Raw genomic sequence first — 14497 nt, 5'->3', positions numbered from 1 at the left:
GTCATCCGCTTTCCAGACCTTTCCGGTCGGGGATGTCAGGAAGTAGCGACAGGCTACCCGCAATGCCGCTGCAACGCCGCAAGTAACCGGCTGGCGAGATCCTTGCGGCACACCAACAGGTCAGGCAGGCGCGGATCCGCCTCGTTGTATTTCAGCGCAGAACCATCGATCCGGGAAGCGTGCAGTCCGGTGGCCGTCGCCACAGCCACCGGTGCCGCCGAGTCCCACTCGTACTGCCCGCCGGCGTGGATGTACGCGTCCACCTCACCGGTGATCACCGCGGCGATCTTCGCCCCGGCCGAACCCATCGGCACCAACTGCGCCCCGACCTCCTCAGCGAGATCGGTCAGGAACACCGGCGGCCGGCTGCGACTCGCCGCCAACCGCAACCGCCCCGCGCCACCCACCGTCGCCGCCTCCGGCGTCATCGGCGGATAGGCCGGCGGCAGGTCCGTGCCCAGCACCCGGTGCTGCGCCGGCAGCCCGACCGCACCGGCGACCAGACCATGCGACGTGGCCGCGTTACGCGCCCAGAGCGCGACATGCACCGCCCAGTCCGCGCGCCCCTCCTCGCTGAACTCCCGGGTGCCGTCCAACGGGTCGATGATCCAGACCCGGTCGGCGGTCAACCGCGACACCGCACCGGCGTTGACCTCGGCCGCCCACGCCAGCCGGGAACCCTCGTCCTCCTCGGAGAGCACCGCGTCGCCCGGGCGCCACCTCGCCAGCTCGGTACGGATCAGGTCGTGCGAGACCTTGTCCCCCGCCGACTTCAACGCACCGGCATCGGCGAACCCCATCTCCGCCCGCAGGCCCAGCAGCGCCTGCCCGGCCCGATCCGCCAGCCACCGCGCGAACGCCCCGTCGATCATCGGTGGACCGCTCATGCTTCCGCTCCCGTCGCCACGATCCGCGTACGCCGAGCGGCCGGCCTCGCCCCGACCGCCGAACCCGCACACTACCGGGCCACCGACGAACCCGACCGCCGCAGCCCGCCCCCGACGGGTGTGTCGACGTCACCGGTAGACCGAGGCGAAGGTCAAACGGGGGCACTTCGGTACCCGCGCTAGGCCCCGTGGTAGAGGTTCTGGGTCGGCTCCACACCCCGGCTGACCACGGATTCCACCACGTCCGCAGCCCGATCCACCAGGAAGTCCAACTCCTTGCGTTCCACCGTGCCGAAATCCGACAGCACATAGTCCGCCGGATCCTGCCGCCCCGGCGGTCGACCGATCCCGAACCGCACCCGCACGTAGTCCTTCGTGCCGAACGACTTCGACATCGACCGCAGGCCGTTGTGCCCGCCCTCGCCGCCGCCGCACTTGACCCGCACCTGGCCGTAGCCGATGTCCAGCTCGTCGTGCACCGCGATCACCCGGCCCGGCGGCACCTTGTAGAACTGCGCCAGACTCACCACCGGCCCACCGGACAGATTCATGTAGGTCAGCGGCTTGGCCAACACCAGCTTCGGCCCGCCCAACCCCAGCCGACCCTCCGCGACCTCCGCCACCGCCCGCCGGTGCCGGCCGAACTTCGCGCCCAGCCGACCAGCCAACAGGTCGGCGACCATGAACCCGACGTTGTGCCGGTTGCCCGCGTACTCCCGGCCCGGGTTACCCAGACCCACCACGAGCCACGGCCCGGTCTCGTCCGTCACCGCCCGCCCCTCCCGCTCGTACCGGCGGTCAACCACCACCCGCGCCGCCGATCATCCGATACGCCGACAGGCGCCCCCGAAGAACCGGGGACGCCTGTCGCAAAACTGCGAGACTGTCAGGCCTCGGTACGACCCTCGGCGCCCGCCTCGCCCTCGGCGGCCGGCGCCTCGGCAGCACCCTCGGTGACCTCGCCGACCTCGGCCTCGGCCTCCTCGGTGGCCTCCTCGACCTCGGGCAGCGTCGACTCCAGCTGCTCGGCGGTCGGCGCGGCGGTGATCGAGGCGACCAGCATCTCCGGGTCGCCGGCCAGCTCCACACCCGCCGGCAACGTGACGTCAGCGGCGGTGACCTGGGAACCCGCCTCGGCGCCCTCGATCGAAGCCTCCAGGTGATCCGGCACCTTGGTCGCGTCGGCGGTCACCGAGAGGGTGTCGTGGTCGTGCACGATCAGCGTGTCGCGCGCGGCCTCACCCGTGAGCTGGACCGGGACGTCCACGGTGACCTTCTCGCCCCGCCGCACCAGCAGCAGGTCGACGTGCTCGAAGGTGTCCTTGATCGGATCCCGCTGGATCGCCTTCGGCAGCGCCAGCGCCTGCGTGCCGTCGCTGATGTCGAGCGCGAGGAGCTGGTTGGCCCCACCGTTACGGATTGCCGCCGCGAACTCGCGGGCCGGCAGCGCGATGTGCTTGGGCTTCTCGCCATGGCCGTACAGCACGGCGGGCACCTTGCCGGCCCGGCGGGTACGACGGGCACCACCCTTGCCGAACTCGGTGCGGGGCTCGGCGCTGATCTTTACCTCGGACACGGGGAAACTCCTGATGCTTCGCTGCGGCAGCTTGTCGTCTGGCGGTGCTGGGCGGGGGGCTCGCAGGGGCTCATGCGTCAGAAGACTGCCCGGAGCACCGCGTCGATCACGGTGCCTCCGTGCGGCGCTTCTCAGCGGCCCGCAGGGCACCCTCGCCGTGGCAACCGGACCAGTCTACCCGAGCGATTTCCCGGGTTTCCGGCAGTCCCCGTACCCGGCCGGACACCCCGCCCAGCCGACTCAGTCCCGCACCGCGCTCAGCTCAGCCCGCCGAAGAGAGTGGTCACCGAACCGTCGTCGAAGACCTCGCGGATGGCCCGGGCCAGCAGCGGCGCGATCGACAGCACGGTGAGCTTGTCGAGCTGCTTTTCGGGCGGCAACGGGAGCGTGTTGGTCACCACGACCTCGCTGATCGGGCTGTTCTTCAACCGCTCCGTCGCCGGATCGGACAGCAGCGCGTGGGTGGACGCCACGATCACGTCCGCCGCCCCCGACTCCTTCAGGATGTCCGCCGCGCGACAGATCGTGCCGCCCGTGTCGATCATGTCGTCGACGATCAGGCAGACCCGACCCTCGACCTCACCGACCACCCGGTTCGCCACCACCTGGTTCGGCTTCATCGGATCCCGGGTCTTGTGGATGAAGGCCAACGGGCAACCACCCAGCCGGTCCGTCCACCGCTCGGCCACCCGTACCCGGCCCGAGTCCGGCGCGACGACGGTCATCGGGCGGCCTGCGTACTTGCGCTCCACGTACTCGGCCAGGATGTCCATCGCGAAGAGGTGGTCCACCGGGCCGTCGAAGAAACCCTGGATCTGCGCGGTGTGCAGGTCCACGGTGAGGATACGGTTCGCCCCGGCGGTCTTCAGCAGGTCGGCGACCAACCGCGCGGAGATCGGTTCCCGGCCGCGGTGCTTCTTGTCCTGCCGGGAGTACGGATAGAACGGCAGGACGACCGTGATCCGCTTGGCCGAACCACGCTTCAGCGCGTCGACCATGATCAAGGTCTCCATGACCCACGTGTTCACCCCGTGCGTGACCGACTGCACCACGAAGGCGTCCGAGCCACGTACCGAGTCCTTGAAGCGTACGAAGATCTCGCCGTTGGCGAACTCGTACGCGTCGGCCGGCGTCGGCGCGACGCCGAGCACCTCACCGATCTCCTTGGCCAACTCCGGAAAACCACGTCCGGAGAAGAGCATCAGGCTCTTGCGGTTTTCGGCGACGATGCTGCCCATGGGCCCGTCTGCTCCCGTATTCGGTCGGCGGTACCCGGCCTGCGGTGGTGGTCGGCCGGGGACTATTCGGTTGCAGTATCTCCCGGCTCGGGCGTACCGCCCACCGACTCGGCACCGCCGTGGATTGGCTCACCTTCACTTGCCGAGGACGGGCCGGCCGGAGGACCCTGCGTACCGCCCAGGGCACGCTCGGCCGCCTCGGCGGCGGCGGTACCGGCCCGACGCTTGAGTACCCAGCCCTCGATGTTGCGCTGCCGGGCCCGAGCCACACCCATCGCACCCGCCGGCACGTTCTCGATGATCACCGAACCGGCGGCGGTGTACGCCCCGTCACCCACCTCGACCGGCGCGACGAACATGTTGTCCGCGCCCGTCCGGGCATGACTGCCGATCACCGTGCGGTGCTTCCGCACCCCGTCGTAGTTCACGAACACCGACGCCGCACCGATGTTGCTCTGCTCGCCGATCGTGGCGTCACCCACGTACGTCAGGTGCGGCACCTTCGAGCCGGCGCCGATCTCCGAGTTCTTCACCTCGACGAACGTGCCGACCTTCGCCCGCTCCGCCAGCCGGGCGTCCGGCCGCAGGTACGCGTACGGCCCGACGCTGGCGCCCGGCCCCACCTCCGCACCGACCGCGTGGCTGCGCACCACCGTCGCGCCGGGCCCCACCACCGTGTCGATCAACGTCACGTCCGGCCCGACCACCGCGTCGGCGCCCACCACCGAACCGCCCCGCAACTGGGTGTTCTGATCCACCACCGCGTCCCGGTCCAGGGCCACGGTCACGTCGATCCAGGTGGTCTCGGGGTCGAGCAGGCTGACGCCGGCCCGCATCCACCGCTCGTTGACCCGGTCACGCAGCAGCCGACGCAACGCCGCCAGCTCCACCCGGTCGTTGCAGCCAAGCGTCTCGGTGTGGTCGACGGCCAGGTGCACCCCCACCGGCTCGCCGGCGGACACCAGCATCTTGAAGACGTCGGTGAGGTACTCCTCGCCCTGGTCGTTGTCGGTCGACAGCTTGCCGAGCACGTCCCGCAACCGAGCCGCGTCGAACGCGTAGATGCCCGCGTTGATCTCCCGAAGCGCCAGCTGGGCGGCGCTCGCGTCACGCTGCTCGACGATCTGCTCCAGCCGGCCCGCGGCGTCCCGCACGATGCGTCCGAGCCCGGTCGGGTCCGGCACCTCCGCCGCGAGCACGGTCGCCGCGGCGCCCTCGCCCTCGTGCGCCGCCACCAGCTCACCGACCGTCTCCGGCCGCAGCAACGGCACGTCGCCGTTGAGCACCACCACCGTGCCGGTGACCTCCGGGGCGGCCTCCAGCGCGATCCGCACCGCGTGCCCGGTGCCGAGCTGTTCGGCCTGGTGAACCGCGGTGGCCTCGGGAGCGATCCCGGCGAGGTGGGCGCGGACCTGGTCGGCACCGTGCCCCACCACCACCAGGGTGCGCGCCGCACCCAGCGGGTCGGCCGCGTTGAGGACGTGGCCCACCAGCGTCCGGCCGAGCAGTGGGTGCAGGACCTTGGGCAACGAGGACTTCATCCGCTTGCCCTCACCGGCGGCGAGCACGACGACGGTACGGGTGTGGGGCTCGGGCACGACGTGGCTCCCGTCGGAACGCGGACAGTCTCGCGGCCATGCTAACCAGACAATCCGACCTGTTCGGCACGGGTACGAGGATCGGCAGTTGGGGCGATTGCTGGGGTGCCTGGATTCGAACCAGGAGCTCAAGGCTCCAAAGGCCTGCGGGTTGCCGTTACCCCACACCCCATTGACATGTCAAGCCGACAGGTCACATCAACCCACGCACGCGCGTTCAGCCGCGGACCGGAACAGCTCGGCGATCATACCCTCTATTCGCCAGTAGAGCTCACGGCTACGCGGCACGTTGATCACTAGACAGCCTCGGTACTGGTCGCCGGTGTTCCGACGGACGGTGGCGGGATTGTGCTTCTTCAGCGTCGCCCGGCGGAAGCGCTCGCGTGGTACGCCGAGTTCGGCCGCCCACCACTCGGCCGCCGCGTCCGGATCGGCGGTTTCGTGAATGCTCACCCGGTAGGTCGGCACGGCGGGGTCGACGCCGCAGACTTCGAGGAAGCGTAGGAAGAGAGCGAGCAGGCCAGGGTCGCTGTTGATGAACTGCACGTGGTCATCACGACGCCACGGCTTCGACTTGGTGCCCTCGCACCAGTAGACCGCCGCACCGACGATGAGCAGATCACGCTCATCGAGCTGACCGACCTTATTGGCGGCGAACGCGTGCGCCTTCGCCCGAGCCTCGTCCCGCGCCCGGCGGTGGTCCGCCCACCGCGCGTCGGCCATCGTCTTCGCGTGGGCACGCCGACGCTCCCGCTCCTCCTCGGGGTCGCGCTCGAGCGGAATGTGCCGCACCCAGAGGTACGCCGTCGACCGGCTCACGCCGAGCCGTCGGGCGATCTCCGGAACCGGATGCCCCGTCGAGCGCAGCGCCACCGCCTCGGCGCGCAGGTCGTCCTTTGCCCGGGGGCGTCTGGTCCGGTCCGGCGCGGGGACGCCCCGCAGCAGCTCGTGGATGCGGTTCCGGCCGAGGCCCGTACGAGCGCGGATCTCGCGCACCGAGAGCTGCTCCTCGGTACGCAACCGGCGCACCTCGGTGGCGTCGAAAGCGGTCATGCGGTGCAGGTTAGGACACGCGTACGACACGTCGGGCATCCATTCAGGTCGCTGTCCGATGCGATCTTCCGGACCCTTAAGTTACGGTGACGTAGGCGTAGATTCGCGAACCGACCGTCCCCTGCGAGGTGCCATGTCCGCCACCGTGCTCGACCCGCAACCGGCCACTCCCAAGCCACTCACCCAGGGCACCCAGTCACGCGGTATCCTGATCGCGCTCTGGTCCTTCGTGGTGATCCCGTTCGCGGCGCTGATCGCCGCCGTGCCGGTGGCCTGGGGTGGCTGGCTCAGCTGGGTCGACGTGGGCATCGCCGCCTTCTGGTACGTGCTGTCGGGCCTGGGCATCACGGTCGGCTACCACCGTTACTTCACCCACGGATCGTTCAAGGCCAAGCGGTGGTTGCGCATCGCGATGGCCGCCTCGGGCTCCCTCGCCGTGCAGGGCGAGATCATCCAGTGGGTGGCCGATCACCGGCGGCACCACGCCTTCTCCGATCTGGAAGGGGACCCGCACTCGCCGTGGCGGTTCGGCACCACGGTGCGGGGTCTGACCAAGGGACTGTTCCACGCGCACATGGGCTGGCTGTTCGGCCGGGAACTGTCCAACCGGGAGCGCTTCGCGCCGGACCTGCTGGCCGACCGGGACATCCGGCGGATGGACCGGCTCTTCCCGGTGCTGGTTGTCGTCTCGGTGCTCGGGCCGGCGTTCATGGGCTGGCTGTTGACGTGGTCCTGGCAGGGCGCGTTGAGCGCACTGTTCTGGGCGGGACTGGTCCGCATCTCGTTGCTGCACCACGTCACCTGGTCGATCAACTCGGTGTGCCACGTGTACGGGGAGCGGCCGTTCATGATGCGTCACGGCGACCGGGCGGCGAACTTCTGGCCCTTGGCGTTGCTGTCCTTCGGCGAGAGCTGGCACAACCTGCACCACGCCGACCCGACGAGTGCCCGGCACGGGGTGCTGCGGGGGCAGATCGACATCTCGGCCCGGGTGATCTGGCTGTTCGAGAGGCTCGGCGCGGCGTGGGACGTGCGCTGGCCGAGGCCGGAACGGATCGCGGCGAAGCTGGCCAAGCCGGCAGCCCCGCGGTAACCGGGCGGCCAACCCGCAAGTTACCTGGCAGTATGTTCGGGTGACCGGGCGGAAGACAGGCAGCATCCCACGACAGGGCGTCACCGAGCGCCAGCGAGGTGACGAGATGGCCGAGACTCCCCGCGAGGAGGGTGGCAGGCGGCGGCGCGTGGTGCCGGCGCCGGGCAAGCCGCCGGCCCGGGTACGCATGTCCGCCGCTCAGCGCCGCGAGCAGTTGATCTCGATCGGTCGGCAGATCTTCGCCGAGCGCGGTTTCGACGCCACCTCGATCGAGGAGGTCGCGTCGCGGGCGAAGGTTTCCAAGCCGGTGGTCTACGAGCACTTCGGCGGCAAGGAAGGGCTCTACGCGGTGGTGGTGGACCGGGAGGTCCGGTCCCTGCTTGATCGGATCACCACGGCGTTGACCGCGGGTCATCCACGGGAGCTGCTGGAACAGGCCGCCCTGGCGCTGCTCGGCTACATCGAGGAGGAGACCAGCGGGTTCCGGGTGCTGGTGCGGGAGTCGCCGGTGCTCTCGGCGACCGGCAACTTCAGCAGCGTGATGAACGACGTGGCGCACCAGGTGGAGCACATCCTCGGCGCGGAGTTCTCCAGCCGAGGTTACGAACCGAAGTTGGCCGAGTTGTACGCGCAGGCGCTGGTGGGCATGGTCGCGTTGACCGGACGCTGGTGGCTGGAGGTGCGTAAGCCGCGTAAGGAGACGGTAGCCGCGCACCTGGTGAACCTCTCCTGGAACGGGTTGTCGCACCTGGAGGCCAAGCCGGGGCTGATCACCGCAGCCGGACGCTGATCAGCTGGCGTACCGGTCAGCGGCGGTGGATCTCGGCGACGGGGTGATTCCGGCGGCTTCGCTCGGCCTCGGCGTCCTCGTGCGGACCGACTTTGTCATAGAGGCCGGTGCCGAGCAGGATCAGGCCGAAGAGCATTGAGACGATCACCGTGGACATGGAGAAGTTCAGGAAGTTGGCCTCGGTCTGCAGCACCGACATCATCAGGATGCTGGTGACCAGGAAGACCGCTCCGGCGGTGAGGTTCATGTAGTGGCCGAGGTTGGTTCGCCGGGACGCGCCGATGATGAGCACGATCCCGAAGCCGATGGAGGCCAGCGAGAAGGCCAGGTTGGTGCGGAGCCCGAGAGCCCAGTTGCCGTTCCGGCCGAACAGCGGGTCTCCCCAGGTGAGGGCGGTCCCCCAGACGCCGAAGATCAGGATGTAGAGCCCGACCAGACCGGACAGCGCCCGGTAGAACGGCCGCGCCGGGTGGTTCACCGGAAAGTGCGGCATCGACTCCTCCACGCAAAGCGGGACAACAAGAACATTGTCCCCCAGCCACGCACCCCACGTCCCCAGAACGCCAACTCAGCAGCAGCAACCCCCCGCGAGGCTGGCCGAGGCGCAACCCCGACAGGTTTTCGCCGGAGCCCGACCCGCGCAGGGATCAAGCCTGACCGCCCGGAGCGGGTCGGGCTCCGGCGAAAACCCACAACCGGAAACCGAGACGGGTCAGGCTCCGACGAAAACCCACAACCGAAACCAGAAGCGAAACCTCAGAGCACGAGCCGAGCCTTCTGCCATGCCTCGTGCTCGTCGTCGCTGCCGACCTTGCCGTACATGCCAGCCATCAGCAGCACCAGGCTGAGCACCATCTGGACGACCACCGTGGCGACACTGAGGTTGAAGATGTTGGCCTCGGTACGGATGAAGGCGAGGCCCGCCAGGCTGACCACCATGATCAGATAGGCCGACCACTGGTTGATCAACACGTCGAGGTTGCGCCCGATGGCGGTGCCGGCCAGCACGATCGCACCGACCACGATGCTGAACAGCGAGAAGCCGAGGTTCGTCCCCTGCCCCAGGGCCTGGGTGTCGCCCTGGCTGAAGAAGGGCTCACCGGTGCTGGTCAGGAAGCCGATCACACCGAAGACCACCAGGTACAGACCGACGAGCCCGCCGATCGCCCGGTAGATCGGCCGCGCGGGGTGGTTGACGGGGGTGTGGGCCATGTCTGTTTCTCCAACGCCGTTGGGTGAGGGTCGACGGCGATTCTCCCGCATCCGGCGCTGTGACGCCGCACACGGGGTCCCGGAAACGGCACGTCAGGGCAGGGCGACCGGCCGGGTGGGCCGGGTCAGCTGGCGGGGATCTCGTCGGCCAGGGTCAGCCAGGCCTGCTCGGCCTCCTCACGCTCGCCGCGTACCTGGGTGAGCTGGGCGTCCAGCTCGGCCACCTTGCTGTAGTCGGTGGCGTTCGCGGCGAGTTGGTCCAGCAGGGTGGCCTCCTTCTGTTCCAGCTTGCCGACCTGCCGTTCGAGGCGGGCCAGTTCCTTGCGGGCCTGCCGGGCCTCGGCGGCGCTCATCCCGCCAGCGGCCGGGGCGGTGGTCGGTGCCACGGGCGCCGGGGTTCGCCCGGGCCCTGGCCGGTCGTTGGCACGAGCGAGGTACTCGTCGACACCGCCGGGCAGGTGCACCAGCCGGCCGTCGCCGAACATGCCGTACGCGGTGTCGGTCACCCGCTCGATCAGGTAGCGGTCGTGGCTGGCCACCACGATCGTGCCGGGCCAGGAGTCGAGCAGGTCCTCCAACGCGGCGAGGGTGTCGGTGTCGAGGTCGTTCGTGGGTTCGTCGAGCAGCAGCACGTTCGGTTCGCCGGCCAGCAGTCGCAGCATCTGGAGTCGACGCCGCTCGCCGCCGGAGAGGTCACCCACCGGGGTCCAGAGGCGCCGGTCGTCGAAACCGAACACCTCGGCGAGCTGCGCGGCGGAGATCTCCCGGTCGCCGAGGCGGACCCGCCGGGCGACCTCCTCGACGGCTTCGAGGACACGCAGGTCGCTTGGTAGTTCGGCGAGTTCCTGGGAGAGGAAGGCGGGCCGTACGGTGCTGCCGGTGATCAGCCGCCCGCTGTCGGGCCGGGTGACGCCGGCCAGCATCCGCAGCAGGGTGGTCTTGCCCGCGCCGTTGGCGCCGAGGATGGCGACCCGGTCGCCGGGGCCGACCTGCCAACTGACCTCGTCGAGGATGGTCTTGGGACCGGCGTGCAACCGGATGTGTTCCAGGTCGTACACCTGCTTGCCGAGCCGGGCGGTGGCCAGCCGTTGCAGCGACGTGGTGTCGCGCGGCGGCGGCACGTCGGCGATGAGCGCGTTGGCGGCGTCGATGCGGAACTTCGGCTTCGAGGTACGGGCCGGCGGGCCGCGGCGCAGCCAGGCGATCTCCTTGCGGAGCAGGTTCTGCCGGCGGGCCTCGGTGGCGGCGGCGATCCGTTCCCGCTCGGCGCGGGCGAGGATCCAGGCCGCGTAGCCACCCTCGTAGGCCCGCACGGTCTGGTCGGCGACCTCCCAGGTGGTGGTGCAGACGGCGTCGAGGAACCAGCGGTCGTGGGTGACCACGACCAGGGCACCCTTGCGGCTGAGCAGGTGCCGGGCCAGCCAGTCGACGCCGCTGACGTCGAGGTGGTTGGTGGGTTCGTCGAGGATGAGCAGGTCGGCGTCGCGGACCAGCAGGGCGGCCAGGGCCACCCGGCGGCGTTCGCCACCGGACATCGGCCCGACCGGGGCGTCGAGACCCAGGTGGGGCATGCCCAGCCCGTCGAGGATGGCGCGTACGCCGGCGTCGCCGGCCCATTCGTGCTCCGCGCCCATGCTCTCGGCGAGCCACTCGGTGCCGAGGACGACGTCGCGGACGGTGGCCTCGGGGCTGAGGGTGAGATTCTGTGGCAGCCAGGCGACTCGCAGGTCACGACGGTGGGTGACCCGGCCGTCGTCGGGTTCCTCGGTACGGGTCAACATTCGTAGCAGCGTGGACTTGCCGGCGCCGTTGAGCCCGACGACGCCGATCCGGTCGGCGTCGTCCAGGCCGAGCGAGACCTCGGTGAGCAGTGGCCCGGCCGCGCCGTAGCCCTTGGACACCCGGTCCAGGTTGACGATGTTGGCCACGTACCCACCTTTCATGATCAAGGCGTCCCGGTGCCGGCGGGCACCTGGGGACGCCTGTCGTTCCAGGGTACGCGGAGCACCCCGGTCTCCCGGCGACCGCCCGATCCCAGGCGCGATGCGTCGTCGCCGTCGGCTCGACACGCGACGTGCCGGCCACAGCGGTGTCCGGCGCGATCCGTTCGCCGGCGGCCGGTGGGGGCCGCACCCGACCCGCTCTGGCGCAGTAGGGCCAGCCCGGCCGGGCGGTCCGTCGACCGTCAGGTGATCCGGGCCCCGTGTACCGGGCCGTGGGCGACGCGGGCCTGCCGGCACACCCCGGCGGCCTCCAGTTCGGCGGCGACGCGTTCGGCGTCGGTGGCGTCGGTGGTGAGGAACACGCAGGTGGGACCCGAGCCGGAGACGATGCCGGCCAGCGCCCCGGCCGCCTCGCCGGCCTTCAGGGTGTTCGCCAGCGACGGCCGCATGGCCAGGGCGGCGTCCTGAAGGTCGTTGCCGAGGGTCGGGGCGAGCACCCGGGGGTCACGTTGTCGCAGCGCGGCGAGCAGACCGTCCGTGCTGCCCAGCGGCGGCCCGGCGGCGCCGGCCTCGCGGAGCCGGTCGAGTTCCCGGTACGCCTGCGGGGTGGACAGACCGCCGTCGGCGATGGCGACCACCCAGTGCCAGGAGGTGGGGCGGGCCAACACCGGGCTGACCGCCTCGCCTCGGCCGGTGCCCAGCGCGGTACCGCCGTGGATCAGGAAGGGCACGTCCGAGCCGAGGTCGGCGGCGATGCTCGCCAGCTCGTCACGGGACAGGCCGGTACCCCAGAGGGCGTCGCAGGCGACCAGGGCGGCCGCGGCGTCCGCGCTGCCGCCCGCGAGCCCGCCGGCCAGTGGGATCTGCTTGCGCAGGTGCAGCCGGGCGTGCGGCATGACGCCGGCGTACCCGGCGAGGGCGTGCGCCGCTCGGATGATCAGGTTGGAGTCGTCGAGGGCGAGTTCCCCGGTGCCCTCGCCCTCCATGGTGAGGGTGAGGGTGTCGCCGCGCCGCGCGGTCAACTCGTCGTAGATCGAGATCGCGTGGTAGACGGTGTTCAGCTCGTGGTAGCCGTCCCGGCGCAGCGGGCCGACCCCCAGATGCAGGTTGACCTTGGCGGGCACCCGTACCCGGACCGGCCCGCTCGCCCCGCGCGGCTCGTCGTCGTCCGGTCGCCAGGCCTCGGTCACGGGGTGATGTCCCGGACGGGCAACCGCACGTCGAACGGCTTGGTCACGATCAGCTCCTCGGCAGGCACGGGCTCAGCCTACTGGGCTGCCGGCGTACGGCTCGGGGCCGACGCGGCCACGGCGGCGAACTGATCGACGGTGAGTGACTCGCCGCGTGCGCCGGGGTCCACGCCGGCGGCGGTGAGGGCAGCGGCGGCCCGGTCGGCACCGCCGGCCCAGCCGGCCAGGGCGGCCCGCAGCGTCTTGCGCCGCTGCGCGAAGGCGGCGTCCACCACTGAGAAGACCTGGTGGCGGGGTACGTCGGCGCGGGGTGGCTCGCGGCGGGTGAAAGCGACCAGGCCGGAGTCGACGTTGGGCACCGGCCAGAACACGTTCGGCGGCACCTTTCCGGCGGCCCGGGCGTGGGCGTACCAGGCGAGCTTGACCGACGGTATGCCGTACACCTTGGAGCCGGGACCGGCGACGAGCCGGTCGGCGACCTCCTTCTGCACCATCACCAGCCCGTGCCGGAGGCTCGGCAACTCGGCGAGCAGGTGCAGCACCACGGGCACGGCGACGTTGTAGGGCAGGTTCGCCACCAGTGCGGTGGGCGCCGGATCGCCCAGGTCGGCGGCGCTGATCCGCAGGGCGTCGGCGTGGTGCACGCTGAGCCGGTCGGCGGCCGGGCCGGCGTGCCGGGCGGCGGTGCCGGGGAGCGCGCCGGCCAGCGTGGCGTCGATCTCGACGGCGTGCACGTGGGCGGCGACGGGGAGCAGGGCGAGGGTGAGCGAGCCGAGCCCGGGGCCGACCTCCACCGCCACGTCGTCGGCGGTGAGCCCGGCGGTGGCGACGATCCGGCGGACCGTGTTGGGGTCGTGCACGAAGTTCTGGCCGAGTTTCTTGGTGGGCGCGACGCCGAGCCGGGCGGCGAGGTCCCGGATCTCCGCCGGGCCGAGCAGGTCTGCGGCCATAACCCGACAGCGTACGGGTCAGCCCCCGACGTCGACCGGCTGCCAGGGGCCGAAGGCGCGTTCCCCGGTAGCCGAGATGGCGGCGCAGAGCACGTCGAGGTCGGAGCCGGTGGCGGCGGCCAGCGCCCGGACGGTCAGCGGGATGAGGTAGGAGGCGTTGGGCCGGCCACGGTGCGGCACGGGGGTGAGGTACGGCGCGTCGGTCTCCACCAGGATCTGGTCCAGCGGGGTCAACGCGGCGGCCTCGCGCAGCGCGCCGGCGCTGGCGAAGGTGACCGTGCCGGCGAAGCTGAGCAGGTAGCCCCGGCGGACACACTCGGCGGCGAACTCGGCGTCGCCGGAGAAGCAGTGCATCACCACCGTGTCCGGTGCGCCTTCGTCGTCGAGGATGCGCAGCACGTCGGCGTGCGCGTCCCGGTCATGGATCACCAGCGTCCGGCCGTACCGCTTGGCGATGGCGATGTGTGCCCGGAAGCTCTCCTCCTGCGCGGCGCGGCCCTCGTCACCGGTGCGGTAGCGGTCCATCCCCGTCTCGCCGACACCGCGGACCCGGTCCTGCCCGGCCAGTGCCTCGATCTCGCGCAGGGCCTCGTCGAGGTCGGCGAGCCGGGGCGCCTCGTTGGGATGCAGCGCGACCGTGGCCAGCACCGCCGGGTACCTGGCGGCCACCTCGACACCCCAGCGGGAGGAGGTGACGTCCACCCCGACCTGGACCAGTCGGTCCACCCCTACGGCGGCGGCGACGTCGATGGCCGCCGCGACCGGGTCGGCGACGTCGCCGCCACCGGGCACGCCGGCCTCGCTGACGGTGATGTCGAGGTGGGTGTGGCTGTCCAGCACCGGGCGGGGCAGCGGCTCGGGTGCGGGTGGGAACTCTCCGGCGCGGCGGGCCGCGCGCTGGCTACGGGACTCGGTGGGCTCGCTCATCTCCTCGACAGGATCACACACCGCACGAGTCCACCCGGAA

The 14497-nt window shown here is 71.0% G+C and carries 14 protein-coding genes and 1 tRNA gene; 2 read left to right on the top strand and 13 right to left on the bottom strand.

The annotated features are described in order from the left end of the window. Positions 1–53: 53 nt before the first annotated feature. The 7 genes from O7597_RS16025 to O7597_RS15995 all read right to left on the bottom strand — a co-directional run bounded on the left by O7597_RS16025 (position 54) and on the right by O7597_RS15995 (position 6352). Positions 54–887 (bottom strand): inositol monophosphatase family protein, encoded by an 834-nt coding sequence (locus O7597_RS16025; RefSeq protein WP_269739901.1) that lies wholly within the window; start codon positions 885–887, stop codon positions 54–56. A 179-nt stretch (positions 888–1066) separates the two neighbouring features. Then, positions 1067–1657 (bottom strand): aminoacyl-tRNA hydrolase, encoded by a 591-nt coding sequence (gene pth / locus O7597_RS16020; RefSeq protein ID WP_269742650.1) that lies wholly within the window; start codon positions 1655–1657, stop codon positions 1067–1069. Between the two features lie 116 nt (positions 1658–1773). After that, positions 1774–2463, bottom strand: coding sequence for a 50S ribosomal protein L25/general stress protein Ctc (locus O7597_RS16015; RefSeq protein WP_269739902.1), 690 nt, complete (start codon positions 2461–2463; stop codon positions 1774–1776). A gap of 257 nt (positions 2464–2720) precedes the next feature. Further along, positions 2721–3701, bottom strand: a complete 981-nt coding sequence (locus tag O7597_RS16010; protein WP_164446188.1) for a ribose-phosphate diphosphokinase — start codon at positions 3699–3701, stop codon at positions 2721–2723. A gap of 62 nt (positions 3702–3763) precedes the next feature. Continuing rightward, positions 3764–5299, bottom strand: a complete 1536-nt coding sequence (glmU, locus tag O7597_RS16005; RefSeq protein WP_332317131.1) for a bifunctional UDP-N-acetylglucosamine diphosphorylase/glucosamine-1-phosphate N-acetyltransferase GlmU — start codon at positions 5297–5299, stop codon at positions 3764–3766. Between the two features lie 100 nt (positions 5300–5399). After that, positions 5400–5471: transfer RNA gene (locus tag O7597_RS16000), tRNA-Gln, on the bottom strand. Positions 5472–5497: 26 nt separating this feature from the next. Next, positions 5498–6352 (bottom strand): helix-turn-helix domain-containing protein, encoded by an 855-nt coding sequence (locus O7597_RS15995; protein WP_281583163.1) that lies wholly within the window; start codon positions 6350–6352, stop codon positions 5498–5500. Positions 6353–6485: 133 nt separating this feature from the next. Here O7597_RS15995 and O7597_RS15990 point away from each other — a divergent pair, with 133 nt between their 5' ends. Further along, entirely contained in the window at positions 6486–7445 is a 960-nt protein-coding gene (locus O7597_RS15990) for an acyl-CoA desaturase (protein ID WP_269739904.1), read from the top strand. A gap of 106 nt (positions 7446–7551) precedes the next feature. After that, positions 7552–8235, top strand: a complete 684-nt coding sequence (locus O7597_RS15985; RefSeq protein WP_269739905.1) for a TetR/AcrR family transcriptional regulator — start codon at positions 7552–7554, stop codon at positions 8233–8235. Between the two features lie 16 nt (positions 8236–8251). Here O7597_RS15985 and O7597_RS15980 read toward each other — a convergent pair whose 3' ends face one another. The 6 genes from O7597_RS15980 to O7597_RS15955 form a co-directional block, all read right to left on the bottom strand. Further along, positions 8252–8728 (bottom strand): DUF4383 domain-containing protein, encoded by a 477-nt coding sequence (locus O7597_RS15980; protein ID WP_269739906.1) that lies wholly within the window; start codon positions 8726–8728, stop codon positions 8252–8254. A gap of 263 nt (positions 8729–8991) precedes the next feature. Then, a complete protein-coding gene (locus O7597_RS15975; protein WP_269739907.1) occupies positions 8992–9447 on the bottom strand; it encodes a DUF4383 domain-containing protein in 456 nt (151 codons plus the stop codon). Positions 9448–9572: 125 nt separating this feature from the next. Next, positions 9573–11375: an ABC-F family ATP-binding cassette domain-containing protein gene (locus tag O7597_RS15970; RefSeq protein ID WP_281583162.1), complete on the bottom strand. Its 1803-nt coding sequence runs from the start codon at positions 11373–11375 to the stop codon at positions 9573–9575. A gap of 257 nt (positions 11376–11632) precedes the next feature. Then, positions 11633–12580: a 4-(cytidine 5'-diphospho)-2-C-methyl-D-erythritol kinase gene (locus O7597_RS15965; RefSeq protein ID WP_281583161.1), complete on the bottom strand. Its 948-nt coding sequence runs from the start codon at positions 12578–12580 to the stop codon at positions 11633–11635. Positions 12581–12657: 77 nt separating this feature from the next. Further along, a complete protein-coding gene (rsmA, locus tag O7597_RS15960) occupies positions 12658–13530 on the bottom strand; it encodes a 16S rRNA (adenine(1518)-N(6)/adenine(1519)-N(6))-dimethyltransferase RsmA (RefSeq protein WP_281583160.1) in 873 nt (290 codons plus the stop codon). Positions 13531–13548: 18 nt separating this feature from the next. Continuing rightward, positions 13549–14457: a TatD family hydrolase gene (locus O7597_RS15955; RefSeq protein WP_269739911.1), complete on the bottom strand. Its 909-nt coding sequence runs from the start codon at positions 14455–14457 to the stop codon at positions 13549–13551. Positions 14458–14497: the final 40 nt, after the last annotated feature.

Source organism: Verrucosispora sp. WMMC514 (genome assembly GCF_027497295.1).
Classification (GTDB): domain Bacteria; phylum Actinomycetota; class Actinomycetes; order Mycobacteriales; family Micromonosporaceae; genus Micromonospora; species Micromonospora palythoicola.
Note: the sequence above shows the minus strand (reverse complement) of the source record. Positions and strands in the feature narration are given on the sequence as shown.

Coding starts and splice junctions, on each gene's coding strand:
- O7597_RS15980 (WP_269739906.1), bottom strand. CDS start 8,728: ATGCCGCACTTTCCGGTGAACCACCCGGCGCGGCCGTTCTACCGGGCG.
- O7597_RS16010 (WP_164446188.1), bottom strand. CDS start 3,701: ATGGGCAGCATCGTCGCCGAAAACCGCAAGAGCCTGATGCTCTTCTCC.
- O7597_RS16025 (WP_269739901.1), bottom strand. CDS start 887: ATGAGCGGTCCACCGATGATCGACGGGGCGTTCGCGCGGTGGCTGGCG.
- O7597_RS15990 (WP_269739904.1), top strand. CDS start 6,486: ATGTCCGCCACCGTGCTCGACCCGCAACCGGCCACTCCCAAGCCACTC.
- O7597_RS15985 (WP_269739905.1), top strand. CDS start 7,552: ATGGCCGAGACTCCCCGCGAGGAGGGTGGCAGGCGGCGGCGCGTGGTG.
- O7597_RS15955 (WP_269739911.1), bottom strand. CDS start 14,457: ATGAGCGAGCCCACCGAGTCCCGTAGCCAGCGCGCGGCCCGCCGCGCC.
- O7597_RS15995 (WP_281583163.1), bottom strand. CDS start 6,352: ATGACCGCTTTCGACGCCACCGAGGTGCGCCGGTTGCGTACCGAGGAG.
- rsmA (WP_281583160.1), bottom strand. CDS start 13,530: ATGGCCGCAGACCTGCTCGGCCCGGCGGAGATCCGGGACCTCGCCGCC.
- O7597_RS15975 (WP_269739907.1), bottom strand. CDS start 9,447: ATGGCCCACACCCCCGTCAACCACCCCGCGCGGCCGATCTACCGGGCG.